Raw genomic sequence first — 24,293 nt, forward strand, 5'->3', positions numbered from 1 at the left:
GTGAGCCTCACGGCGGTGGACGGCGACATCCTGTTCAGCGCGAAAAAGCGCATCACGCTGATAGGCGGCGGCAGTTATCTCATCCTGCAGGACGGCAAAATTGAGTACGGCACGGCCGGTGAATATTTCAGGAAAACGCCGCACACGGTGCTGACGGTGGCGAACCCGGTGCGACTGAAAATGCCCGATATGAGACAGGGCTTTACCTATTCGGCGCTCTATCAGCTGGTGGATAAGGAAGGCGATCCGCTGGTCAACGTCCCCTATCGCCTGCAAAGTGCGCAGGGTAAAAAGCTGACGGGCTATACCGACCGGGAAGGGAAAACGATGCCGTTTTACTCTTCAAAACAGGAAGAGGTAGAACTGCACGTCGTGACGCAAAAACCTCAACAAACCGAAACACTCTACTACATCGGTCAGGTTGATCCGCTGGAAATGGAAACTGAACTCAGGGAGGAAGCACAGTGAATATACCCCAGGCACCTGAAACCCCGTCCGGTGGTAACGCACCTTATGAATGCACAACAACCACGGTGGATATGCAGGAGAAACAGGCACGTTTACCCAATGAACAAAGCCGCCAGTATCTGCATCTGAAAGTCGAATACGCCATGCGTTTTCCCCGGCTGACCGCCGCGACCCGCCATAATGGCCGCCTGTATAACATCAGCCTGAAACAACTGATGATGAGCGGCCTTATCCGCGTGGATGAGATTGCCCGCAACTACCACTGGTATTACAAAGCGGAAGTCCCGTTTGATATCCGCACCACGCCACCCAGACCTTATCTGAGTAGTACATTGCTGAAAGCGGAGAAGGAAACAAGGCGTCATACTCTCAACCCGTTCCCTGAAGCAGGTAAGGGCATTTACCGCCGCCCGGATATCATTATTGTCAAAAATAAACAGGACCGCTGGCCGGGGCTGGCGGGACCGGACAGTGAAGGCATTATGCATGCGGATAATCTGGAGCGGTTGGTGGAAGTGAAGTTCCCTGAGGATAAATTTGGGAGCGGACAGTATGAAGACTATATGTTGATAGTTGGCATGGACAGGGAGCGATTTACAATTTTAGAAATTCACGATTGTCGCCCCGATGAAGGTAAACAAGCCGACCACGTCTTTAATGTGGCAGGTAAAGCCGCCAGCAAATACTGGCCCATGTTCTTTTATCCCCCCATTTTCCTGCCCCGCCCGCCGGGTGCGCCGCAGCCTGCACGCATTGAACCCTGGACACATGCGGCGGAAGGTATGGTGGCTGACCTGAGTGAAGGCATGATGGACGGCATTGCCGAAGGATGGGACGCGTTATCGGCGGAGGTGCAGGCGATGTTCAGATACACCGGCGGCTGGCTGAATGACAGCGGCACATGGCTTCACATCCGGGCGGAGGGCACCTGGCAGTGGGTAAGTAAAACAGGTAAAAAGCTCTCCTTCTGGACGGATGAACAACTCAGAGCCGCCTGGGCGGGCATTCAAAAAGCCACTGACCTGACGCTGGAAACCCTGAAACAAATTGACTGGGTACAGGTGCTGACCAGCGTTGCTAAAACGGTGGGGGTGATTTTGGTTGCCATCGGCATCGGTGCGGTGGTGGTAACGCTAGGCATACCGGAAGCCCTGGTAGCGGCATTTTTACTGATTATCAGGCTGGCCATTATGGCATGGGAATCGCTGGTCTCCGTACTGGCCGTGGGTGCCGGCACAGCAGCGGTCGCAGCACAATAATAAGGAAACTAAAATGGACTTAAATTATATCGAACGCTGGCTGGCAGATGCCACCGTCAATTATCAGGATGGACGCCCGGCGGTGGGACTGGGATTGATCATTACGGTATTTTTTCGCAATGGGCATACACCTGAAGTGCGTCAAAAAATGGTCGGATGTGTAGATCGTTTTTATAATGAGTTTGGCGTTTTTTTGAAGAAACAAATGAATGGCCGCTGGGTTGGAATAACTGAAAAAAACTATGTCAAAAAGAGACAGGAGATTATTGACTCTTCACCAGAGGAAATTTTTGACTGGTATCTGACATGTTCCACGGAAGATTACCTCGCTCCTGACTACGCGATATCAATTATGGGTAAGCGTATTTTTCATAATGACAATAATCGTTCTGTTATCAAACTAACCTTTCCTTTGAGTCTTTTGAAAGAAGAGGATGGTTCACTGCGCTATCAAGACTGGCTGCTCTGGCTTTGTAACGAATTCGAGGTTGAAAGCGGTTATGCAGGAATATCTTTCTCCCTTCCTCGCGAGTTTCATCGCATGTTCCCTTATGAGTATTCCCTGGCACAACGATTCTCCGGTGTCATGGTAGATTCGATTGGTATGCTTGAAGGCGGAGATGCAGTTGAAGGTATTAAAGGAGCTTGCTGGTACACGATCCTGGGGAATCAATGGGTTGACAAGCTGGGAGGGAGACCCTTTGTTAACAGAATGGTAGCAGACACCCCTGAAATCGCTATCTTGTCCTACAATCAGGGGCTGATTTTACAAGCCGGTCAACAGCCTCCGGGACTCGGAGAAATTAATGACGAAGGCTTACCTTCACTTTTAGTCAAGGTGAATCAAATTATCCGCCCGATACGTCAGGATGGTCATAACAGTCTGCACTTTTATTCAATGGAGGATAACCATCAGTTTAATAAAGAATCCTCCATGAAATGGTATGCCCGCTTTGACGCAGCCAGCGATAAATTACCCATCCCTGAATTATTGCCGGACGAAGATGCTGAACCTGCGCGTATCACAACTTACAGCGGCGAAACCAGCCCGCACACCGGCCGCTGGGGTACCTTTATCGACGGCAGTTTGCGTTATGTTCATGTGAAACACGGACAAACCCTGCCGGAATATGAAGATAAAGAAGGCAAGTTTCATCGTACGCTATGGTCACTGCTGGAGCGGGATGATAAGGGCAGCGTTTTTATAAACAGCTGAATGACTTTTGGGCGAGTAACCGGTTTTGATTTAAACCGGTTACTGTTTTTCATAAGGAAGTGACGGATTAATTCAAAGGAAAAGAATAATGGGAATTTTACATCCGCAGGAATGTTATTTTTTAGAAAAATTTATCTCAGCAGAACATTATGGCGAAACCCGTGATGCCATCATTGCCTATATCGATGCCCATGAAGAAGCCCTGGCAAGATATAAACGGGAGATGCCTCTCAATGCCCGCAAACTCCCTCAATGGCAACAAGCCGATGTGGTATGGGAAACACGTGTTATGCCTAATCTCAGGCCATTGAAAGATCGTTATATTAGGGCTTATATTCTGCGAACTCATGGTGATATTAAGGCATTCGATATCGGTCATGCTATGAGCAATATTAATAGAGGTATTTCTGAGTTTTGGGATGGTTGGATGACCGAATATGAAATAGAACGAATATCTGTTCTCGAATCTAAAGCTGGTAAACTTGTTTCCCGAAAGGATTACCGGAAGAATTATACGGCTGGTCGGATAAATAATTGTTAACTGAACATCCGATTTTGATCCGGGAATTATGACTTGTGACAAACACCACAGTCATAATCCCGGTACATTTTCGTCAAATATCCGCCTTTACTTTATCGCTTTTCACCATGCTGTTTTTCAGCTTGCCGACAAGCTCACGGCGAAAATCACCGAGTTTAGGTTTATCGCCTTCCAGCCACGGCAGCGGACGGCAGAGTTCCATGGTTTTGATGCCCAGACGTGCAGTCAGCAAGCCGGCACCGATACCTTGTGCCGCACGGGCTGAAAGACGCGCCGCCAGATCCTGCGACATCCAGTCCATGCCCACTTCACGCACCAGTTCGGATGCACCGGCGAATGCCATATTCAGCAGCACCAGACGGAACAAACGAATACGGCTGTAATAGCCAAGTTCGATGCCGTACAGCACCGCGATACGGTTAACCAGCCGCAGGTTGCGCCAGGCGATGAAGGCCATATCCACCAGCGCCAGCGGGCTGACAGCGATCATCAGCGCAGATTCGGCTGCTGAATGACTGATTTCACGCCGTGCCTGCGCATCGAGAACCGGCTGAACCAGACGGGCATACAGTTCAACCACTTCCCGGTCATTCTGGGTTTCATGCAGTGAGGCCTGCCAGCGTTGCAGCGCCGGATGGCTGTTATCCAGCCCGGCCTGCGCCGCCAGTTTTTCGCAGAATACACGTCCCTGCCCTAATCCATGACTGTGCATTAATTCGCGTGCCGTATCGCGCTCGTCGGCGCGCTGACGCAGGCGGTACAAGCGTCGCCATTCGGTCGCAACGGAACCGACACCGGCGACAATAATCAGCCCGCCTGCGGTGCAGGCACCAAGCGCCACCCAGTCCTGCTGGATCCACGCTTCGTGTACCCATTGCACGCCCTGTGCTACCACGCTGATGCCCAGCACCGCCACGCCGAGGCGCACAATTTTGCCCCACAAACTGCGACGCGGTTTCAGCGCACGGTTGAGCACTGCTTCGGCCTCGCCCTCTTCCTGCTGTTCGTCTGCTTCGGTGGATACCGCAATAAAGCGCTCTGAAATTTGTTCGTCAAACGCCAGCGCCGGTTTGATCACCGGTTCAGCAGGGGCTTTTAATTCCGTTTCAAAATCGATACGCGGTTTAATCGGTTCGCTCATCGCATTTTATCTCCCAGTAAAAACTCCATCACCGCATCCAGACGGATGTGCGGCAACGGCGTGTCCACGCTCATTTCACGCGGACGAAACTCATCAAAATGGAATCCCTGTTTTTGCCAGAACGCATGTCCCGGCAGACGCGCCGGCACTTCGCCGGGGAACACGGTCAGCGGCGCGCCATCCTGTAACCGGTGACCTTTCAGCGCGGGCAGACTTTGCCCCTGATATTCCACCATGCCGGTTTCCGTCGCCTGCACCGAAGCCAGCCCGGCGCAATCCATACTGATGCCTTCGAACGCCGCATTCTGCCAGGCTTCCTGCACCAGTTGCTGTAACAGCGACACCAGATTAGCGTGCTGATCGCCGGTAATATGGTCGGCTTTAGTGGCGGCGAACATCAGTTTATCGATGCACGGATTAAACAGACGGCGGAACAGCGTGCGTTTACCGTAATGGAAACTTTGCATCAGCTGCGTCAGCGCCAGGCGCATATCGTTAAATGCCTGCGGTCCGCTGTTGAGCGGCTGCAGACAATCGACCAGCACAATCTGGCGGTCAAATTTCACAAAGTGATCTTTGTAAAAACCTTTCACGATGTGCTGGCAGTAATAGTCGAAACGCGCACGCAGCATACCCAGATTGCTGTTTTTATCCGCCTGCGCCAGTTGCGCATCGGAATAGCGGTTCAGCTCCGGCCACGGGAAAAATTGCAGCGCAGGCGCACCGGCCATATCTCCCGGCAGAACAAAACGCCCCGGCTGGATAAAGTGCAAACCTTCGGTTTTGCAGCGCACCAGATAATCGGTGTAGGCCTGTGAAATTGTGCCCAGCAGATTTTCATCCGCCGGAGCCAGCGGATCACATTGCGCACACAGCGTCAGCCACGGCTTCGCCCATTGCGCGCGATCGCCCTGCAACAGCCCCGCCATCTGGCGCGACCAGTCGAGATAGTTTTGCTCCAGCATTGGCAAATCCAGCAGCCATTCGCCGGGATAATCGACGATCTCCAGATATAACGTGGAGGTGTCTTTGAAGTGACGCAGCAGGGAATCGTTGGATCGGTAACGCAATGCCAGGCGGATTTCGCTGACGCCACGGGTCGGCGTCGGCCATGCGGGCGGCGTGCCGTAGAGTGCCGCCAGACCTTCGTCATAGGCAAAGCGCGACACACCCAGATCACGCTGGGGGACGCGTTTCACGCCAAGCAGACGCTCCTCGCGGGCAGCCGAAAACAGCGGTAAACGTGCGCCGCTGTGCATATGTAAAAGCTGGTTAACGAAGGCGGTGATGAAAGCGGTTTTTCCGCTGCGGCTTAAACCGGTGACAGCCAGCCGCAGATGTCTGTCCATGCCGCGATTGATCAGTGAATTAAACTCATTTTGTAGTCTTTTCATTGCTCTCCCTGGCGTAGCGCCCAAACAGCGCGGTCAAAATACGTTTGAATAATGGTTCTAATAATAGTGCTAAAACATACCTCATTGGCCCTTTTCCCACCACGCCCAACACACGCGCTGCCAGCCCGGCAGGGCCAAAGGTCAGCGCCAGCGTAATGATCACGCTGAAAATTTTCGAAAACAGGCTGCGCTTACCCGGCAGCGAGGAATTCAGGTAACGGGTCATAAAGATTCCTTAAGCGGGAGATGAGAAGGAAAACAGCAGCCGGAGCAACGTCCGGCGGCCAGAGGCAAAGCGGTGAATAAAGAATTAAAGCTGGCGGAACCGGCTGCGTACGCCGAAGGTTTCAGAGGTGACATAGCGTTCGACCTGGCGTAAACGCTGCTCGCTGGCTTTCAGTTCGCGGTCGGCTTCTTCCAGCAAGTTACGCGGCGATGGCGCAGTTTCATCGTCATATTCACTGGCCGGAACAGGGTCAAGCACGTAGCTGAGAATGATGTACGCCACGACAGTGAACATGAACAAACCAAAGAAAATCGACAGCACGGCCATAATCCGCAGCAATTTTACCGGCACGCCCAGATAGTGCGACAGCCCGGCCAGAACGCCTTTTATTACGCCCTCTTCCGGCACGCGGTAGAGTTTTTTCTCAGACAGACGGGTCGCCATTATGATTGCCTCCAGCCCGGGTGTTCGGCATCAAGAATTTCTTCCAGTGCCTGAATACGTTCGCGCATACGTTGCGCTTCATGAGTCAGACTGGTGAGATTTTGTATCTCATGCTGACTGAGCTGACTGCCATTTTGCTGGCGATTGCTGTAGTGAAGCCACAACCAGACGGGCGCCACGAATAAAACGAAAATAGTCAGCGGAATAGCTAAAAACAGGAAGCTCATTGTCTCTCCTTATGAGTCTTATTTATTACCGGTTACGGCGTTAATCCTGCAACAACCTGCCTGCGAACAGACAGGTTTAATGGCAAACATTATGCGTCCTGATTGCCGTTCATTTTAGCTTTCAGCGCAGCAATTTGTGCGCCGATTTCATCGTCGGCTTTCAGTTCGGCAAATTGCTGATCCAGCGATTTCTTTTTACCAATGCTGACGCTTTCTGCTTCCGCTTCCATATGATCGATGCGGCGTTCGAACTGCTCGAAACGCGCCATCGCTTCATCAATTTTACCGCTGTCGAGCTGACGGCGGACGTCACGCGAGGACGCTGCGGCCTGATGACGTAAGGTCAGCGCCTGCTGACGCGCACGGGTTTCGGTCAGTTTGCTTTCCAGCTCACCAATTTCTGACTTCATGCGATCCAGCGTTTCTTCTACCACGTTCACTTCGTTTTTCAACGTGGTCACCAGCTCGGACAGCTTTTGCTTTTCGATCAGCGCCGCACGGGCCAGATCGTCTTTATCTTTACGCAGCGCCAGTTCGGCTTTGTCCTGCCATTCACTCTGCTGGGATTCACCCTGATCGATACGACGGATCAGTTGTTTCTTTTCTGCCAGCGCACGGGCGGAGGTAGAACGCAGTTCCACCAGCGTGTCTTCCATTTCCTGAATCATCAGACGAACCAGTTTTTGCGGATCTTCTGCTTTATCCAGCAAGGTGTTGATGTTGGCGTTAATGATGTCAGCGAAGCGAGAAAAAATACCCATAATCGAAATTCCTCTTTGTTTCTGTTGGTTTCCGGCCAAATGATTACCGGTTAAATCCGCAGGAAAATTTTTCACTGCGGCGATAAACCTATATCAGGATCCGTGCCAACTTTTTAAAATCATTATCTGCATGAATAAATTGAATTTTTTACTTTTGTCTCTGCTATGCTTATTTTTCGAGATGATTATTTTCACTAAGTGTTAGTGTGTTTCACCACACAAGGAAAGCCAAATGACGGATAACACAGACAATTTACTCGGTGAAGCCAACGCCTTCATCGAAGTGCTGGAACAGGTCTCACAACTGGCGAAGCTGAATAAGCCGGTTCTGGTCACCGGCGAACGCGGCAGCGGAAAGGAACTGATTGCGCATCGTCTGCATTATCTGTCGCCCCGCTGGCAGGGGCCGTTCATTTCGCTCAACTGTGCGGCGCTCAATGAAAACCTGCTGGATTCCGAGTTGTTCGGCCATGAAGCTGGCGCGTTTACCGGCGCACAGAAACGTCATCTCGGACGCTTTGAACGTGCGGATGGCGGCACGTTATTTCTCGATGAGCTGGCGACAGCGCCCATGCTGGTGCAGGAAAAACTGCTGCGCGTGATTGAGTACGGTCATCTGGAGCGCGTCGGCGGCAGCCAGCCGTTACAGGTGGATGTCCGGCTGGTGTGTGCGACCAACGATGATTTACCGGTGCTGGCCGCTGAAGGAAAGTTTCGCGCCGACCTGCTGGACCGGCTGGCGTTTGATGTGGTGCAACTGCCGCCGTTGCGTGAACGCCAGCAGGACATCATGTTGCTGGCGGAACATTTCGCCATTCAGATGTGCCGCGAACTGTCTCTCCCGTTATTCCCCGGCTTTACCGACTATGCGCGTCAGACGCTGATGGCCTACCGCTGGCCGGGCAATATCCGCGAGCTGAAAAACGTCGTCGAACGCTCGATGTACCGCCATGGTACCAGCGATTTTCCGCTCGATAATATTATCCTGAACCCGTTTGCACAGCGCACTGCCACCGTGGAAACGGCTGACGTCAGTCCACACGACACGCTGCCGACGTTACCGCTGGATCTTAAGCAATGGGTGACCGGACAGGAAAAAAATCTGATTGAGCAGGCTTTACGGCAGGCACGCTTTAATCAGCGTAAAGCCGCAGAGTTGCTGAACGTGACTTATCATCAGTTGCGCGGAATGTTGAAGAAACACGCAATTCAGGTCAATTCGCAGGAAGGGGCTGAATAACAGGCAAAAAAAAAGCCAGCACCCGAGCTGGCTAAGTAATACTGGAAGCAATGTGAGCAATGTCGTACCTCGCGATTAACGTCCCTGGCGGGCCGCCTCTCGTCCGGTGAAAAGAATGATAATAGTTCTCAGTATCGTCTGTAAAGCACTTTGTTGAGAATATTTCTCATTACCACACTGATATTATGGCTACTTTATGAACACCTTAAGGTCACTAAGGACTACCATTCGGGGAACGGATCGGCCATGTTGACCCAGTGTTCGATGCCTTCTGCCATCTGCTCTTCGCTTAACAGACACGCATCCAGCTGCCGGATAATCTCTTCTTTATTCAGGTGCTGGCCGATAAACACCAGTTCCTGGCGCATATCGCCAAACGGCTCAACCCATTTCTCCATAATCTGTTCACGGGTCTCCTCGTCCTGCGGCCAGTCGCTTTCAGGCAGCGAACGCCAGAAAATACCCGCCATGCCATAATGCGCTATGCCGCCCGCCTGACTCCACTGCCCGGCAAAGCGCGGACGCGACGCCAGCCAGAAAAAGCCTTTGGAACGCAGTAAGGTACCGCCCCCCCAGTCGCCGTGCACCACGCGGTAAAACTTATCCGGATCAAACGGCCTGCGTGCGGTGTAGACAAAACTGCTGATGCCGTACTCTTCGGTTTCCGGTGTGTGTTCACCGCGTAACTCTTTCAGCCAGCCCGGCGCCTGCTGTGCTTTGGCGAAATCAAACCGGTGCGTATTAAGCACGGCTTCAAGCGGCAGGCTGCCGGGGGAAATCGGTATAATGTGCGCATCGGGATTGAGGCTTTTCAGCAATGCAATCACTTCCCGCTGTTGCAGGCTGTCGAGCAGATCGGTTTTGCTCACCAGCAGCACGTTGCAGAATTCTATCTGGTCGATCAGCAAATCCGTCACGCTACGCGCATCGTCCTCGCCGAGACTTTCACCAGCCTCCTGCACACTGCGCGCTTCCTGATATTGCTGCATAAAGTTGACGCCATCGACCACGGTCACCAGCGTATCCAGTCGTGCGAACTGCGACAGACTTTCACCGTTTTCATCTTCGAAAGTGAAGGTTTCCGCCACCGGCAGCGGTTCTGAAATACCACTCGATTCAATCAGCAGATAATCAAAACGTCCGGCCTGCGCCAGCTCACGCACGGAAATCAGCAAATCTTCCCGCAACGTGCAACAGATGCAGCCGTTGCTCATTTCCACCAGTTTTTCCTGCTGACGGTCGAGCGTGATTTCACTGGCGACCAGTGCGGCGTCAATATTCACCTCGCTCATATCATTGACGATCACCGCCACGCGCAATCCCTGACGGTTGTTCAGAATATGGTTGAGAACGGTAGTTTTACCTGCGCCAAGAAAACCGGACAGCACGGTAACAGGGAGTAAGGACATCATTAACCTCATATCTCAGGACAGTGCAGGAATACTTCGCCTGCGATTATTGTTATAATATAACATAACAATAGCAATCCAATTTCAAGGGTTTTATTGATACATGCTCTTTTTTTGCCGGAAAACGAACGGTTTTTGCGCGAAGTGCCGCAGTCCCGCACGCTGATTTGCTCAATGGATTGGGGTACCTCGCAGAGTACGGTACACTTAAGCTATTGCACCTTAACTTTGAAGCCTTTATGCGTCGTCTAACTTTGTGGATGATTTTACTGAGTGGCTTGTCCACGGCAGTTTTTGCTGAGACTGCTCCAACACACGCCAGCCCGACAGTCGTCAGTGCGCCGGTGAAAGATATTCGCCAGAGCGGCTTTGTCTATTGTGTTAACGGCATGGTCAATACCTTTAACCCGCAGAAAGCCAGCAGCGGGCTGATCATTGATACGCTGGCCGCACAGTTATATGACCGCCTGCTGGATGTCGACCCTTATACCTATCGCCTGATCCCCGAACTGGCACAAAGCTGGGAAGTGCTGGATGATGGCGCAACCTACCGTTTCCATCTGCGCAAAGATGTGCCTTTCCAGAAAACCGGCTGGTTTTCACCGTCGCGCAAGATGAACGCCGACGATGTGGTGTTCAGCTTCCAGCGCATCATCGACCCGAATAATCACTACCACGCTGTAAACGGTGAAGAATATCCGTATTTCGACAGCCTGCAGTTTGCCCATGCGGTGAAAAGCATCAAAAAACTTGACGACTATACCGTTGAGTTTCGCCTCAATAATCCTGACGCTTCTTTCCTCTGGCATCTTGCCACGCATTACGCACCGGTGCTTTCGGCTGAATATGCCGCGAATCTCATCAAATCCGGCAACGAAGAAGAGATTGATCGCCAGCCGGTAGGCACCGGCCCGTTCCAGCTTGGTGAATACCGTACCGGGCAATATGTGCGGCTGGCGCGCAACGGACAGTACTGGAAAGGCACACCGCGTATGGCACAGGTGGTGATTGATATGGGCGTTGGCGGCACCGGGCGTTTGTCGAAATTGCTGACCGGTGAATGTGATGTGCTGGCGTATCCGGCGGCCAGTCAGCTGTCCATACTACGTGAGGATCCGCGCTTGCGTCTTTCCCTGCGCCCGGGGATGAACGTTGCCTACCTGGCTTTCAATACCAACAAAGCCCCGCTCAATGATCCGCGTATCCGTCAGGCGGTGGCGCTGTCGATCAACAATCAGCGCCTGATGCAGTCGATTTATTACGGCACCGCTGAAACCGCTGCGTCTATTTTGCCGCGCGCGTCCTGGGCTTATGACAGCAACGCGCAGGTAACGGAATACAATCCGGATAAAGCGAAGCAAATCCTGAAAGACCTCGGGCAGGAAAAGCTTAATCTGCATTTATGGGTGCCGACGGCGTCGCAGTCCTTTAACCCCAGCCCGCTGAAAACCGCCGAACTGATCCAGGCCGATTTGGGACAGGTAGGGATTAAAGTCACCATTGTCCCGGTCGAGGGACGTTTCCAGGAAGCCAAGCTGATGGAAATGAATCACGATCTGACGCTGTCTGGCTGGTCAACGGACAGTAATGACCCGGACAGTTTCTTCCGCCCTATGCTCAGTTGTGCAGCGATTCATTCGCAGACCAACTATGCTCACTGGTGTAACCCGGAATTTGATGAATTGCTGCGTCAGGGGCTGTTGTCACAGCAACTTTCCCAGCGTATTGAGTTTTATCAGCGGGCGCAAAAAATCCTTGAGCAGGAACTGCCGGTGTTGCCACTGGCGTCTTCCCTGCGTCTTCAGGCTTACCGTTACGACATCAAAGGGCTGGTACTGAGCCCGTTTGGCAACTCCTCGTTTGCCGGCGTCTTCCGTGATGATGAAAAAAGTCGTGATAATGAAGGAAGGAAAGTTCCATGATTATCTTTACGTTACGCCGCATTTTGCTGCTGCTGGTGACCCTGTTCTTCCTGAGCCTTGTGGCGTTCAGCCTGAGCTATTTCACGCCGAATGCGCCACTGCGCGGCGCGTCCTTGTGGGACGCCTACCACTTCTATTTTGCGGGTCTTTGCCAGTTTGATTTCGGTGTGTCGAGTATCAACGGCGAAGGCATCTCTTATCAGTTGAAAGCGGTTTTCCCGGCCACGATGGAATTGTGCGTGCTGGCCTTTGCGCTGGCATTAGTCGTCGGGATCCCGCTGGGCATTCTGGCGGGAGTGATGCGTGGAAAATGGCCGGATGTCGCCATCAGCAGCATCGCCCTGCTCGGCTTTTCCATTCCGGTGTTCTGGCTGGCGGTACTGCTGATGCTGTTCTTCTCGCTGCAACTGGGCTGGCTGCCGGTTTCCGGTCGCCTGGATTTACTCTATCAGTTGAAAAGTGTCACCGGCCTGACGCTGGTTGATGCATGGCTTTCTGATTCGCCATACCGCCATGAGATGATCATGAGCGCTATCCGCCATATGATTTTACCGATCGCCGCGCTGGCCGTTGCGCCGACGACCGAAGTGATCCGCCTGATGCGCATCTCCACCGACGATGTGCTGGAGAAAAACTATGTGAAAGCCGCCGCAACGCGCGGTTTATCACGCTTTACGATTATCCGTCGCCATGTATTACACAACGCGCTGCCGCCGATTATTCCCAAGCTCGGCCTGCAATTTTCGACCATGCTGACGCTGGCGATGATTACTGAGGTGGTCTTTAACTGGCCAGGCATCGGGCGATGGCTGATTAACGCTATCCGTCAGCAGGATTACGCGGCGATTTCAGCCGGTGTGATGGTCGTTGGCTCGCTGGTAATTGTGGTTAACGTGCTTTCAGACATTCTGGGCGCACTGATGAATCCATTGAAACATAAGGAATGGTATGCCCTTCGATAATGTATACCGCGAAAAACAGGTTCCGAGTCCTCTGCGCCATACGTGGGGGATTTTCTATCGCGACACACTGTCGATGATCGGTTTCTACGGCGTGCTCGGCTTGTTATTGCTGTGCATATTTGGCCATTTATTAGCGCCTTACGCGCTCGATCAACAATTCCTTGGTTATCAGTTGTTGCCGCCCTCCTGGTCGCGCTACGGCAATGTGTCGTTCTTCCTCGGCACCGACGATCTTGGCCGCGATTTACTCAGCCGGATGCTTACAGGCGCTGCGCCGACGATTGGCGGCGCACTGGTGATAACCCTCGCGGCGTCTTTATGTGGTGTGATCATCGGCGTACTGGCGGGGATCAGCCGTGGCCTGAAATCGGCCATTCTGAACCATATTTTCGATACGCTGCTGTCTATCCCTTCCCTGCTGCTGGCGATTGTCGTCGTCGCGTTTATCGGGCCGAAACTTGAGCATGCGATGCTGGCCGTCTGGCTGGCGCTGTTGCCACGCATTTCGCGCACGATTTACAGCGCCGTGCATGATGAGCTGGAAAAAGAGTATGTGGTCGCCGTACGACTCGATGGTGCCTCCACCTGGCAGATTCTGCGTTACGCTGTTCTGCCAAATATCGTTGCGGTGCTGGCAACGGAATTTACCCGCGCACTGTCGATGGCGATTCTGGATATCGCCGCGTTAGGCTTTCTGGATCTGGGCGCACAACTGCCGTCACCGGAATGGGGAGCCATGCTCGGCGATTCGCTGGAGCTGGTGTATGTCGCGCCGTGGACAGTCATGCTGCCGGGTGCCGCCATTCTTATCAGCGTGTTGCTGATCAACCTGCTGGGTGACGGTGTGCGTCGGGCGATTAATGCGGGAGTGGAATAATGCCGTTACTCGATATCCGCAATCTGACCATTGAATTTATGACCGCCGATGGCCCGGTCAAAGCTGTGGATCGCGTCAGTATGACGCTCAACGCCGGGGAAATTCGCGGGCTGGTGGGCGAATCCGGTTCGGGTAAAAGCCTGATTGCCAAGGCGATTTGTGGCGTTACCAAAGACAACTGGCGCGTGACGGCGGACCGGATGCGCTTTGATAACATCGAGCTGTTGCAACTGACGCCACGCGAGCGACGTAAACTGGTCGGGCAAAATGTGTCGATGATTTTTCAGGAGCCGCAGTCCTGTCTGGATCCTTCTGAAAGCATCGGCCGCCAGCTGATTCAGGCCATTCCCGGCTGGACCTACAAAGGCCGCTGGTATCAGCGCTGGAAGTGGCGCAAAAAACGCGCCATCGAGCTGCTGCACCGCGTCGGTATTAAAGATCACAAAGACGTTATGGCCAGTTATCCGTATGAACTGACCGAAGGCGAGTGCCAGAAAGTGATGATCGCCATCGCGCTGGCGAATCAGCCGCGTCTGCTGATTGCCGATGAACCGACTAACGCCATGGAGCCGACGACGCAGGCGCAGATTTTCCGCCTGCTGGCGCGACTCAACCAGAACAATAACACCACCATTTTATTGATCAGCCACGACCTGCAAATGATGAGCAAATGGGCGAACCGTATCAACGTGTTGTATTGCGGACAAACGGTTGAAAGCGCAGCGTGTGAAGAATTGCTGGCCACGCCGCATCATCCTTATACGCAGGCGCTCATCCGCGCGATGCCTGATTTTGGCCGCTCACTGCCACATAAAAGCCGTCTGAATACGCTGCCAGGTGCCATTCCTTCGCTGGAACATTTGCCGATTGGCTGCCGTCTGGGGCCACGCTGCCCTTACGCGCAGAAAAAATGCATCGAAACGCCGCGCCTGCGTCTGGCAAAAACACATGCTTACGCCTGCCACTTCCCGCTGAACATGGAGGAGCAATAATGGGCGAAACCCTGCTCGAAGTCCGTAATCTGAGCAAAACGTTCCGTTATCGCACCGGACTGTTCCGCAAGATGAATCTCGAGGCCGTGAAACCGGTCAGCTTTACCCTGCGCGAAAAACAAACGCTGGCGATCATCGGCGAGAATGGTTCGGGCAAATCGACGCTGGCTAAAATGCTTTCCGGCATGGTCGAGCCGAGCGACGGCGAAATTCTGATTGATGATCATCCGCTGACGTTTCGTGATTATCGTTTCCGCAGCCAGCAAATCCGCATGATTTTTCAGGACCCGAGCACCTCACTTAATCCACGTCAGCGTATCGGGCAGTTACTCGAAGCCCCCCTGCGACTGAACAGCGAAATGGATGCACAACAGCGCGAACAACGCATCAACCAGACATTGCGGCTGGTCGGCATGCTGCCCGATCACGCCAATTATTACCCGCATATGCTGGCGTCAGGTCAGAAGCAGCGCGTGGCACTGGCACGTGCACTTATCCTGCAACCCAAAGTGATCGTGGCTGATGAAGCGCTGGCGTCTCTGGATATGTCGATGCGTTCACAAATCATCAATATGATGCTCGAATTACAGGAAAAACAGGGCATCTCGTACATCTACGTGACGCAGCATCTGGGCATGATGAAACACATCAGCGATCAGGTACTGGTGATGCACGAAGGCGAGGTGGTGGAACGCGGAAATACGGCCGAAGTTCTGGCGGCACCGCTGCATGACCTCACCAAACGGTTGATTTCGAGTCACTTTGGCGAAGCGCTGACTGCTGATGCCTGGCGTCGTGACGGTAATTAACGCCCCTTCTGCATAATAAACGGGCAGATTCACCCCCTGAACGGTGTCAGGAAACTGATGCCGTTTTCTTTATTATGCAAATCCACCCTCTTCTATTCCTTTTCGATATGATTTATCGCTTAACATTATTTTATATCGGCAGCAGTATCGGCAACGATAGGGTCTGATAATTTGCCTGAGTAGCAGGCTTGAAGAAAGGACCCGTTCATGGAACAACAACGCAAGGCCGCGCACAGCGGCTGGTATCATGAAACACAATCCAGCCAATATGGTCATCTGCCGCTCGATCCGCACGCTGCGTTGGTACAGGATCGCTTTCTGCTGGGCCTTGATGCTCAACTTGACCCGACACTTCGCCAGTTACTTAACGACCGCCAGCGACTATTGAGGGCTTCCCGCGCCTGTTATGAGGTACTGTTTCCTGACAATCTGCAGGTTTCACGTACCGAAACATTATCCTTGTATGACCGTCTCAGTAGTGCGCTGACGGTGGCACAGGTCAGCGGTGTACAGACACTTTGTAGCCATTACGCTGCCCGTCTCGCCCCGCTTCCCAGCCCTGACGCCTCCCGTGAAAGTAACATCCGCCAGACCCACATTACCCAGTTCGCACGATTACTCGCAACCCAGCCAACCCTGATTACTGCACCGATGCTGCATCAGCTTTATGACGTGGGTTTCAGCACGCGCGATATCGTGACCTTTACGCAAGTGATTGGCTTTGTCAGCTATCAGGCACGCGTACTGGCGGTTCTGAATGGTTTACGTGGTCGCGCCGCCGCCGTATTGCCAGGATTTCCTTCGCCGGAAGGTTGCGGGCAGAAAGGGTTTTCACTGGCGATGTTGCAATGGACGTCGCGTTTACCTGAAGTGGTGCCGGAAAATGCCAGCCAGCATCAGCAGGATGTACTGGATTTAATCGCGCCGGATGCGCGTTCATCCTCTTTCTATACATTGCTGGTGCATGACGCCGACGCGCTGAGCGAATTTTCTGCGGTATTTAATAATATTATGCAGGCAGGGGCGCAGCCGGTGGCCGCGTGGCGTGAACTGGCTGCCGTAGCCACGTCGCAGCTAAACGGTTGTCTGTATTGCGCCGGGATCCACGGACGTATGTATCTTGAAGCGGGTGGGAATGAGATGCTGATTAACGAATTATTCGCAGAAAATCATCGCGATGATGCCGTTGATACGCTGTCGAAAAATCTGCAAGACAAAAAAGAGATTGCCTTGCTGGAAACGGTGGTCGCCCTGACCCGTACCCCGGAACGTTTTGAAGCACGCCAGCTGCATAGTTTGTCTGATGCAGGTTATACGGCAACACAATCTCTGGATATTCTGCTGACTGCGGCGCTGTTCAGCTGGTCAAACCGTCTGATTCAGACGCTGGGCGATACCCTGAATCAGTAGTTCTTCACCTGTTTACCTTCATTCTTACTCCCCTCATTCCGGCAGGATATTCCCCTGCCGGTGATGCCAATTGTAAATACCTGCGCCACCTAACCGGCATAAGTCGTATTAATCTTATTTTCAATCGAAAATTTAGTGTTAAAACGAGAAACGGCTCACATTACACTGTGCGCCGTTCTGGTTGCGTCTTCAGCAGCAAACAAGCCATTCACAAACCACCATGTGAAGCACGATACTTCAGAGATATTCACTATATATTCACTACAAATCAGACAAATAAACTACTTAAGTATTTCCCTGTAAAACAATGGCAATATAAGAGTAGTGATTACAATTCGTGCAACATATTCATATTGTCTATTTAGAAAACATAAACATTAATTCTGCATAACATTTCGAACATAGTTTAATCACGTCGGATAAGTTAAATGTAACAGCATATGTCAAACTCCTTGCCACATTTACGAAGATAGTGAACATTACTTGCCGTCATCCCATCTTATAACAATGCAAAGGGTGCTTATTTCGCGCCACTTATGCGTTTCCGCCACATACGGCCGGAAGGAATAAACAGAGGTACGAGTGTCAACTGCAAACAAAACACCAAACAATGAAAGCGTGAGTCTTAACGCCTTCAAACAGCCAAAAGCGTTTTACCTGATCTTCTCCATCGAATTGTGGGAACGTTTCGGTTACTACGGCCTGCAAGGGATCATGGCGGTTTACCTGGTCAAAATGCTTGGCCTGAGTGAAGCCGACTCCATCACCCTGTTCTCATCATTCAGTGCGCTGGTCTATGGCTTCGTCGCTATCGGCGGCTGGCTGGGCGATAAAGTGCTGGGTTCAAAACGCGTGATCGTGCTTGGCGCGATTGTGCTGGCGCTGGGTTATTCATTCGTTGCCTATTCCGGCCATGAAATTTTCTGGGTTTATCTGGGTATGGCGACTATCGCCGTCGGTAGCGGCTTGTTTAAAGCAAATCCATCCTCACTGCTTTCTACCTGCTACGAAAAAGATGACCCGCGTCTCGATGGCGCATTCACCATGTATTACATGTCGGTGAACATCGGTTCGTTCTTCTCCATGCTGGCAACACCATGGCTGGCCGCGAAGTACGGCTGGAGTGTCGCGTTCTCCCTGAGCGTTGTGGGTATGCTGATCACCATCGTGAACTTCCTGTTCTGCCGCAAATGGGTCAAACGTCAGGGGTCAAAACCAGACTTCGCGCCGCTGCAGTTCAAAAAACTGCTGATGGTGCTGGTCGGTGTTGTCGCGCTGGTGTTCCTGTCAAGCTGGTTACTGCATAACCAAACCATCGCACGTATGGTTCTGGGTGTGGTTTCCGTCGGTATCATTATTGTGTTTGCGAAAGAAACGTTCTCAATGAAAGGCATCGCCCGCCGGAAGATGATTGTGGCGTTCCTGCTGATGATGGAAGCGGTGGTGTTCTTCGTGCTGTACAGCCAGATGCCAACGTCGCTGAACTTCTTCGCTATCCACAACGTAGGCCACGATTTGCTGGGTATCAGCTTCCAGCCTGAGCAGTTCCAGGCGCTGAATCCATTCTGGATCATGGTTGCCAGCCCGGTTCTGGCGGCAGTCTACACCAAGGTCGGTGACCGTATGCCAATGCCGCACAAGTTTGCGATGGGTATGGTGCTGTGTTCCGGTGCGTTCCTGGTGCTGCCGTGGGGCGCGAGTCTGGCGAATGAGCAAGGCATTGTGTCAGTAAACTGGCTGGTACTGAGCTACGCGCTGCAGAGTATCGGCGAACTGATGATTTCCGGTCTGGGTCTGGCGATGGTTGCTCAACTGGTTCCGCAGCGTCTGATGGGCTTCATCATGGGTGCCTGGTTCCTGACCACCGCAGCCGCTGCAATTATCGCGGGTTACGTGGCCAATCTGACTGCCGTGCCTGCTGACATTGATGACGCGCATGCTTCACTGGCAATTTATAGCCACGTGTTCCTGCAGATTGGTATTGCAACCGCTGTGATTGCTGTGCTGATGCTGGTCACTGCATCTAAACTGCACCGCATGACGCTGGATCGTGAAACTGATGAGAAACAACCTGAACTGGCTTCTGCTCAGTAAACGCGCAAGCGTCTGATGAGGTCTGACGAACGCCTCCTCCGGGAGGCGTTTTTTTATGGCTGAAATTTGGGATAAGTATTCATTGTGTTAGGATTGCGTAAGTGAGACTTACGAAAACGGAACCATCCTGATGCACGAAAATCACAGTCAATATAAGCAATTAACCCGCTATTTATCCGCCGATATTCTTAAGAACAAAAAGGATTTCTCCTGGCGACGGATAATCATCAGATGCATAAAACAACCCCAGCACCGGTACATTTTCTGGTGGCGTATCGCAAGCTACTTATACGCGACGGACAGCCATTTCTGCAAAGCCCGCGCCCGTAAGATTAACTACTCGTTAATAAGAAAGTATGGCATCGAGATTATGCTGGGAACGCAGATCGGAGAAGGTATCAGACTTCCTCACCTCACCGGTATCGTCATCAATCCTCATTGCACGATTGGGAAGAATGTCCGGATCCGGCAAAACACCACCATAGGCATTAAAGTCGATGAGGGAAAAAGACGTATAATCATTGGCGATAATGTGGATATCGGCGCCAATTGCTGCATTATCGGCAATGACATTACTATCGGCCACAATGTCACCATTGGTGCGATGTCGTTCATCAATAAGAACATCCCGGACAATGCCGTGTGTTATAACGAAAAAAGCAGCAAGATAATCATCAAAACGTAAGAAACGCCTGCCGTCAGCGAACAGCGTTTATCGCCTCAGGAATGTTTCATTTACTCGGTGTCCGGCCTGTATCGGTTTTTTATCCTAAATTTTTTATCCTAGATTTTTTATCCTAAATAATACCGGCCTTTTCCACTTTGTTTCGCGCGGTACATCGCGGCATCAGCCCGCGCCAGCAGCGCATCCGGCAGCAATGACTGGCGCGCGCGACCAATCGCTACGCCGATGCTGGCAGACAGCGCCACCGGGACACCTGCGATACACTCGATGGAATGCAGAGCACTCATCAGGCTGATGCAAATACGGCTGACGTCACTCTCAGTATTCATCAGCCCGCTCAACAAAACGGTAAACTCATCTCCCGCCAGACGCGCCACAATATCTTGTGAACGCAGATTTTCACGTAAGGTATAACCAAAAAACTTCAGGATTAAATCGCCGAATTCGTGCCCGTAGGTGTCGTTGTACGCTTTAAAATTATCAATATCCAAAAAGAGCAATGCGATATCTCTATCTGCTTTTTCTTGTTTTCCGGCGGCATGAATCAGTGACTGCTGGAACGCGCGCCGGTTTGGTAATCCGGTCAGTGCGTCATGATTTGCTTCAAATTCCAGCTGAGCCTGTAACGCTTTAATTTCACTGATATCGGTTGAAAGGCCGTAATAACCATTGCGAATATCGTCGCAGGGGATAAGCGTGGTATGCAAAACACCGCCTTTGGCATGATGGGAGTGATCCGACAATTCGATTTCGTAACTTACTGTCATTCCCTGCAAAGCCTGGCGAATATAGGGCTTAATTTTCTGATAGCTGTCATCTCCAACCACATCCCTGACCTGCTTCCCGCTGACCTGTGTCTCTTCGACGCCATACCAGTTGGCGTGAAAATGATTCACAAAAGTGTATTGTTCATTCGCATCAACATGGCAAATCAGCGCGGGAATGTTATCGGTGATGGCTCTGAGGCGGTTTTTGCTTTCCGTCAGTTCCCGTTCCCGGGTCAGACGCTGGGCGATTTCCTGATGAAGCTGATCCATCGCCACCTGCAACTCATAAGTCCGGTCGGCCACACGGCGTTCCAGATCCCCCTGCAGTGAATACAATGCCTGTTCGATATGTTTACGCTCAGTAATATCGCTGATGACAACAATGTAGTGATGGGCTTCACCAGCCACATTACGCACGAGTGAGGCCGTCAGAGTCACCCACAGCGTGCTGCCGTTCGCCCGCTGTAAAAGTTTCTCTATGCAGAAACTGTTTATTTCACCGGAGAGCAAACGGGGAATCAGCACATTTTCGGCATAAAGATCATCGGAATGGGTCACGTCATGCAGCAAACAGGCGCGCAGCTGATATTCGGCATAACCCAGCATATTGCACACCTGCGGATTGATGCGCAGCCAGCGCCAGTCGAGTCCGACTAAGGAGAAGCCGACGGCAGCGTGAGCAAATGTCTGTTCAAATAAAGCCTCAGTTTTCGCCAGATTATCTTCTACCCGCGCCGTGTACTGCCGGTTTTCAAGGTGAAAAATATAACTTTGTACCAGCGCCGTCATATCCAGCAAAGTCTGCTGTTCCTCCTCACACCAGTCCCTCGGGCGATCATCAATCAGGCATAACGCGCCCAGCGCCACACCCTCTTTTGAATGCAAGGCACAGCCGGCATAAAACACGATGTGAGGCGCGCCGGTCACCAGCGGATTATCGTGGAAGCGCAAATCGAGCCGGGCATCCCTGACAATCAGCGGACCGGGCTCGAGAATGGTATGACCGCAAAAGGAGGTATCACGGCAAGACTGATGAATATCAATGCCGGTGTGAGAAAGGAACCACTGGCGATCCGCGTCAATCAATGAAACAACGACAGCCTTAGCCTGAAACTGCCGGGCGACCATCCGGGTAATACGGTCGATCTCCTCAATTCCGGGGGAATCCAGGATCCCCAGAGAAGCCAGTATGGCAAGACGAGCCTGTTCATCAACTGCCGGTTGAGGGACTAACATAATGCGCTCTCAATGATTACTGATGACTATTTCACCAAGTCTACTGTGTTTGGCCGGGAAAACGGCTCTGATTCCGCCTCGCAGAGGCAAAATCAGAATAATGACAGATCAGGAAATGCGTGAATGGTTAACACTTTTCGTACAAAAATGGGGCAATCAATGCATTAAAGCGAAGTCACCCAATTCACATGAGTGGCATCCGCCTGCCCCGATTGCTCAGCATCACGGCGGAATTTCTCCCGCATCTCAGAAGGCGTGGTGCCATAGAATTCATGGAAATAGCGACGTAAAGCGCTGGGTTCCAGGCCACACTGTCTCGCAATGGCGGCCAGACTTTGATCCGACATCGAAGAGGTTCGCAGGAGGCGCTTCGCCAGCAGTAAGCGCCGGCTGCGAATGAATTGCGCGATGCCGCCAAGCGGTTCAAACAGGCGATACAACCCTGAGCGCGAAATAGCAAAATCTTTGCACAGAATATCAATACTGATCGGCCTGCCGAGATGCTTTTCGATATACAGGCAAATGCGCTCAAGACGTGCACTTTGCTCAAACGGATGTTCCACCTTCTTCCCCGCCACCAGATGCAGTGTTTGCAGGAATACCGACGCCGCCCCCTCGCCAGTGCTCAGTACTTCCTGTTCGGTCATCTGATCAAACACCTGCACCATCGTCGCAAAATGATTGCGCAGAATGATGTTCACCGGTGAGGCTGCCGGAATACGCTTTCCGTGTAACGAGGCAATATCGACATTAAAATGCAGGCTGTGCTTGGGCATAATAATGTACTGATAAGAACCGAGACGCGGTTTCTGCTCACCCGGATACACATGGATTTTAATCGGCTGCGACATATCCTGGATCAGGATATCCCCCTGGCTCAGCATGAACCGCTCGCCGAAACACTGGCAGTCCATCCCCCCGATAATCACAATGAAAATGACGATATGATCGGGCATCGAAAACAGGTTGCCGTACTGGCGATTGATATCGTGCTCACTGACGGTCAGCACACCGCCAATCACGCGGCCGAAGTTGTAGCCGGTGACGCTCCAGTCAAATTCTTCCCTGTTGCGATCCGGCAGTTCAAGTTTAAAACCTGCGCTGGACATTCCGTCTTCCCATTCGTAAAAACGGGTGTCGAAATCCTGATAAATGTTCGCACTATCAACGATCTTTCGTGATGATGAATCGCTCATTTACTCACCGAGAATTAAGATAATTCCTAAAAAGATAATCCACCACGGCCTGATAAATCAATCCTCAGCAGTAATTGGTAATACTTTTTCATCATAAAAAACTATTTTTTAGTCAGCCTATAACGTTTAAAAGACTGTAAAATCAGTCAGTAAATCGCGCTATTCAACGAATAGCGCTGGCAGGTTGTTCGCGATAATAATTTCAGGATCAGTTAATATCGCGAATAATAACCCGCTTTTTTCGGTTTACTCTCCTTCAAAAAAATCTACGTCAAATGATTGACTCCACTCATCCCGGGAGCGTGCGATGGTAAAAAGAAAGGTTCTGGAAGAGGGACGTCAGCTTAAAAGAATGAATGCCGAAACCCGCAGGCAGTCGCACATGCATAAGTGGTTCGCGATTGTGGCTGCTCTCGACTGTGTACTGGTCATTTTTTATGATCAGGATATGCGCAATATCGTTTTCTCAGCGGGTGTTTGTGCAGTGTGCACCTACCTCTGGCTGAAAGGCCGTAAACAATCCCGCCGTTACCGCCGCGAATGGGATGAAAAATTTGGAACTAAAAAGCATCCCTGATACTTCATTTCAGGCTGTTCTTCTTCCGTCGCCTTAGCGTTTATAAAGAAATTCCTAAATATGATAAAAGTGTTTCTGTCCTGCACGGATCATCAGTCACAATAACGGTTCGCATACCCGCCACACTCTTTCACCGATTTGTTATCACAGTCCTGTTAAGCTAATTTCCCCAGGACAGTATCTGACGGCAGGTTATCTCCTGCTTCGGTTAGCTCTGAATTTGCAGAATAATATTCCGATGACGAACGATATCGGTATGGCATTCCGTGATGCCCAATCAGGATTCGTGACCTGCTCCCCGTTGATTAATACACCACGATGTTAGTAATGTCTTCATAAGCCACATGAGGACATCCCCATGAAGAAGCGTTTTTCCGACGAACAGATCATCAGTATCCTCCGCGAGGCTGAAGCCGGGGTTTCTGCCCGTGAGCTCTGCC

23 protein-coding genes and 1 pseudogene are annotated in these 24,293 nt (G+C 51.8%); 15 read left to right on the forward strand and 9 right to left on the reverse strand.

Annotated features, from left to right (window positions below; translation table 11 throughout):
- The 4 genes and pseudogenes from HGO41_RS24430 to HGO41_RS24445 all read left to right on the forward strand — a co-directional run.
- The coding region (locus HGO41_RS24430) for a DUF2345 domain-containing protein (RefSeq protein ID WP_250981591.1) at positions 1-468 on the forward strand (468 nt) is incomplete at its 5' end.
- On the forward strand, positions 465-1,727 hold the full coding sequence (locus HGO41_RS24435; RefSeq protein ID WP_223510168.1) for a VRR-NUC domain-containing protein: 1,263 nt from the start codon (positions 465-467) through the stop codon (positions 1,725-1,727). The genes HGO41_RS24430 and HGO41_RS24435, both read left to right, overlap by 4 nt.
- Positions 1,728-1,740: 13 nt before the next feature.
- Entirely contained in the window at positions 1,741-2,943 is a 1,203-nt protein-coding gene (locus HGO41_RS24440; protein WP_250981592.1) for a DUF3396 domain-containing protein, read from the forward strand.
- A gap of 88 nt (positions 2,944-3,031) precedes the next feature.
- A pseudogene (locus HGO41_RS24445) lies at positions 3,032-3,436 on the forward strand (type VI secretion protein ImpA); the annotation flags it as partial.
- Between the two features lie 121 nt (positions 3,437-3,557).
- Here the strand turns inward: HGO41_RS24445 and HGO41_RS24450 are convergent.
- The 6 genes from HGO41_RS24450 to pspA all read right to left on the reverse strand — a co-directional run bounded on the left by HGO41_RS24450 (position 3,558) and on the right by pspA (position 7,677).
- Positions 3,558-4,625 (reverse strand): YcjF family protein, encoded by a 1,068-nt coding sequence (locus tag HGO41_RS24450; protein ID WP_013576046.1) that lies wholly within the window; start codon positions 4,623-4,625, stop codon positions 3,558-3,560.
- Positions 4,622-6,019, reverse strand: coding sequence for a YcjX family GTP-binding protein (locus HGO41_RS24455; protein ID WP_250981593.1), 1,398 nt, complete (start codon positions 6,017-6,019; stop codon positions 4,622-4,624). The genes HGO41_RS24450 and HGO41_RS24455 overlap by 4 nt, the downstream gene beginning before the upstream one ends.
- Positions 6,000-6,245, reverse strand: a complete 246-nt coding sequence (locus HGO41_RS24460; protein ID WP_037035548.1) for a phage shock protein PspD — start codon at positions 6,243-6,245, stop codon at positions 6,000-6,002. Before HGO41_RS24460 ends, HGO41_RS24455 begins: the two co-directional genes overlap by 20 nt.
- Positions 6,246-6,329: 84 nt before the next feature.
- Positions 6,330-6,689 carry an envelope stress response membrane protein PspC gene (gene pspC, locus HGO41_RS24465; protein WP_013576049.1) on the reverse strand — a complete coding sequence of 120 codons (360 nt, stop codon included), beginning with the start codon at positions 6,687-6,689 and terminating at the stop codon, positions 6,330-6,332.
- Positions 6,689-6,916, reverse strand: coding sequence for an envelope stress response membrane protein PspB (gene pspB, locus HGO41_RS24470; protein WP_112152186.1), 228 nt, complete (start codon positions 6,914-6,916; stop codon positions 6,689-6,691). The genes pspC and pspB overlap by 1 nt, the downstream gene beginning before the upstream one ends.
- 89 nt (positions 6,917-7,005) lie before the next feature.
- Complete coding sequence (gene pspA / locus HGO41_RS24475) at positions 7,006-7,677, reverse strand: phage shock protein PspA (RefSeq protein ID WP_250981594.1); 672 nt, start codon at positions 7,675-7,677, stop codon at positions 7,006-7,008.
- 232 nt (positions 7,678-7,909) lie between these two features.
- On the opposite strand from pspA, the gene pspF reads away from it, so the two are divergent.
- The gene (pspF, locus tag HGO41_RS24480) at positions 7,910-8,917 is read left to right on the forward strand and encodes a phage shock protein operon transcriptional activator (protein ID WP_013576052.1); all 1,008 of its coding nucleotides are present in this window, start codon (positions 7,910-7,912) and stop codon (positions 8,915-8,917) included.
- Between the two features lie 221 nt (positions 8,918-9,138).
- Here pspF and zigA read toward each other — a convergent pair whose 3' ends face one another.
- A complete protein-coding gene (gene zigA / locus HGO41_RS24485; RefSeq protein ID WP_112152214.1) occupies positions 9,139-10,326 on the reverse strand; it encodes a zinc metallochaperone GTPase ZigA in 1,188 nt (395 codons plus the stop codon).
- A gap of 239 nt (positions 10,327-10,565) precedes the next feature.
- Here zigA and sapA point away from each other — a divergent pair, with 239 nt between their 5' ends.
- From sapA to HGO41_RS24525, 8 genes are all read left to right on the forward strand, one after another.
- On the forward strand, positions 10,566-12,248 hold the full coding sequence (gene sapA / locus HGO41_RS24490; RefSeq protein WP_112152185.1) for an ABC transporter substrate-binding protein SapA: 1,683 nt from the start codon (positions 10,566-10,568) through the stop codon (positions 12,246-12,248).
- Positions 12,245-13,210 (forward strand): putrescine export ABC transporter permease SapB, encoded by a 966-nt coding sequence (gene sapB / locus HGO41_RS24495; protein WP_013576055.1) that lies wholly within the window; start codon positions 12,245-12,247, stop codon positions 13,208-13,210. Before sapA ends, sapB begins: the two co-directional genes overlap by 4 nt.
- Entirely contained in the window at positions 13,197-14,087 is an 891-nt protein-coding gene (sapC, locus tag HGO41_RS24500; protein ID WP_013576056.1) for a putrescine export ABC transporter permease SapC, read from the forward strand. The genes sapB and sapC overlap by 14 nt, the downstream gene beginning before the upstream one ends.
- Entirely contained in the window at positions 14,087-15,079 is a 993-nt protein-coding gene (gene sapD / locus HGO41_RS24505; protein ID WP_013576057.1) for a putrescine export ABC transporter ATP-binding protein SapD, read from the forward strand. The genes sapC and sapD overlap by 1 nt, the downstream gene beginning before the upstream one ends.
- Positions 15,079-15,888 carry a putrescine export ABC transporter ATP-binding protein SapF gene (gene sapF, locus HGO41_RS24510; protein ID WP_013576058.1) on the forward strand — a complete coding sequence of 270 codons (810 nt, stop codon included), beginning with the start codon at positions 15,079-15,081 and terminating at the stop codon, positions 15,886-15,888. Before sapD ends, sapF begins: the two co-directional genes overlap by 1 nt.
- Before the next feature lie 207 nt (positions 15,889-16,095).
- A complete protein-coding gene (locus HGO41_RS24515) occupies positions 16,096-17,298 on the forward strand; it encodes a CMD domain-containing protein (protein ID WP_250981595.1) in 1,203 nt (400 codons plus the stop codon).
- Positions 17,299-17,880: 582 nt separating this feature from the next.
- Positions 17,881-19,392, forward strand: coding sequence for a dipeptide/tripeptide permease DtpA (dtpA, locus tag HGO41_RS24520; RefSeq protein ID WP_013576060.1), 1,512 nt, complete (start codon positions 17,881-17,883; stop codon positions 19,390-19,392).
- A 130-nt stretch (positions 19,393-19,522) separates the two neighbouring features.
- Positions 19,523-20,077, forward strand: coding sequence for a serine acetyltransferase (locus HGO41_RS24525; protein WP_013576061.1), 555 nt, complete (start codon positions 19,523-19,525; stop codon positions 20,075-20,077).
- Positions 20,078-20,184: 107 nt separating this feature from the next.
- On the opposite strand, the gene HGO41_RS24530 is transcribed toward HGO41_RS24525, so the two are convergent.
- Both HGO41_RS24530 and HGO41_RS24540 read right to left on the reverse strand, forming a co-directional pair.
- Complete coding sequence (locus HGO41_RS24530; RefSeq protein WP_013576062.1) at positions 20,185-22,080, reverse strand: diguanylate cyclase domain-containing protein; 1,896 nt, start codon at positions 22,078-22,080, stop codon at positions 20,185-20,187.
- A gap of 164 nt (positions 22,081-22,244) precedes the next feature.
- On the reverse strand, positions 22,245-23,276 hold the full coding sequence (locus HGO41_RS24540) for a helix-turn-helix domain-containing protein (protein ID WP_013576063.1): 1,032 nt from the start codon (positions 23,274-23,276) through the stop codon (positions 22,245-22,247).
- Positions 23,277-23,583: 307 nt separating this feature from the next.
- Here HGO41_RS24540 and HGO41_RS24545 point away from each other — a divergent pair, with 307 nt between their 5' ends.
- Complete coding sequence (locus HGO41_RS24545; RefSeq protein WP_013576064.1) at positions 23,584-23,853, forward strand: hypothetical protein; 270 nt, start codon at positions 23,584-23,586, stop codon at positions 23,851-23,853.
- Between the two features lie 358 nt (positions 23,854-24,211).
- Positions 24,212-24,293: transposase (locus HGO41_RS24550; RefSeq protein WP_150059927.1), on the forward strand; the 82-nt coding region annotated here is incomplete at its 3' end.

The sequence above is a fragment of the Rahnella sp. CG8 genome, assembly GCF_023701875.1.
Lineage (GTDB): Bacteria > Pseudomonadota > Gammaproteobacteria > Enterobacterales > Enterobacteriaceae > Rahnella > Rahnella aceris.

Coding starts and splice junctions, on each gene's coding strand:
- HGO41_RS24515 (WP_250981595.1), top strand. CDS start 16,096: ATGGAACAACAACGCAAGGCCGCGCACAGCGGCTGGTATCATGAAACA.
- pspF (WP_013576052.1), top strand. CDS start 7,910: ATGACGGATAACACAGACAATTTACTCGGTGAAGCCAACGCCTTCATC.
- HGO41_RS24450 (WP_013576046.1), bottom strand. CDS start 4,625: ATGAGCGAACCGATTAAACCGCGTATCGATTTTGAAACGGAATTAAAA.
- sapF (WP_013576058.1), top strand. CDS start 15,079: ATGGGCGAAACCCTGCTCGAAGTCCGTAATCTGAGCAAAACGTTCCGT.
- HGO41_RS24545 (WP_013576064.1), top strand. CDS start 23,584: ATGGTAAAAAGAAAGGTTCTGGAAGAGGGACGTCAGCTTAAAAGAATG.
- sapA (WP_112152185.1), top strand. CDS start 10,566: ATGCGTCGTCTAACTTTGTGGATGATTTTACTGAGTGGCTTGTCCACG.
- HGO41_RS24460 (WP_037035548.1), bottom strand. CDS start 6,245: ATGACCCGTTACCTGAATTCCTCGCTGCCGGGTAAGCGCAGCCTGTTT.
- pspA (WP_250981594.1), bottom strand. CDS start 7,677: ATGGGTATTTTTTCTCGCTTCGCTGACATCATTAACGCCAACATCAAC.
- sapC (WP_013576056.1), top strand. CDS start 13,197: ATGCCCTTCGATAATGTATACCGCGAAAAACAGGTTCCGAGTCCTCTG.
- pspB (WP_112152186.1), bottom strand. CDS start 6,916: ATGAGCTTCCTGTTTTTAGCTATTCCGCTGACTATTTTCGTTTTATTC.
- sapD (WP_013576057.1), top strand. CDS start 14,087: ATGCCGTTACTCGATATCCGCAATCTGACCATTGAATTTATGACCGCC.
- HGO41_RS24530 (WP_013576062.1), bottom strand. CDS start 22,080: ATGTTAGTCCCTCAACCGGCAGTTGATGAACAGGCTCGTCTTGCCATA.
- sapB (WP_013576055.1), top strand. CDS start 12,245: ATGATTATCTTTACGTTACGCCGCATTTTGCTGCTGCTGGTGACCCTG.
- pspC (WP_013576049.1), bottom strand. CDS start 6,689: ATGGCGACCCGTCTGTCTGAGAAAAAACTCTACCGCGTGCCGGAAGAG.
- zigA (WP_112152214.1), bottom strand. CDS start 10,326: ATGTCCTTACTCCCTGTTACCGTGCTGTCCGGTTTTCTTGGCGCAGGT.
- HGO41_RS24440 (WP_250981592.1), top strand. CDS start 1,741: ATGGACTTAAATTATATCGAACGCTGGCTGGCAGATGCCACCGTCAAT.
- HGO41_RS24540 (WP_013576063.1), bottom strand. CDS start 23,276: ATGAGCGATTCATCATCACGAAAGATCGTTGATAGTGCGAACATTTAT.
- HGO41_RS24525 (WP_013576061.1), top strand. CDS start 19,523: ATGCACGAAAATCACAGTCAATATAAGCAATTAACCCGCTATTTATCC.
- HGO41_RS24455 (WP_250981593.1), bottom strand. CDS start 6,019: ATGAAAAGACTACAAAATGAGTTTAATTCACTGATCAATCGCGGCATG.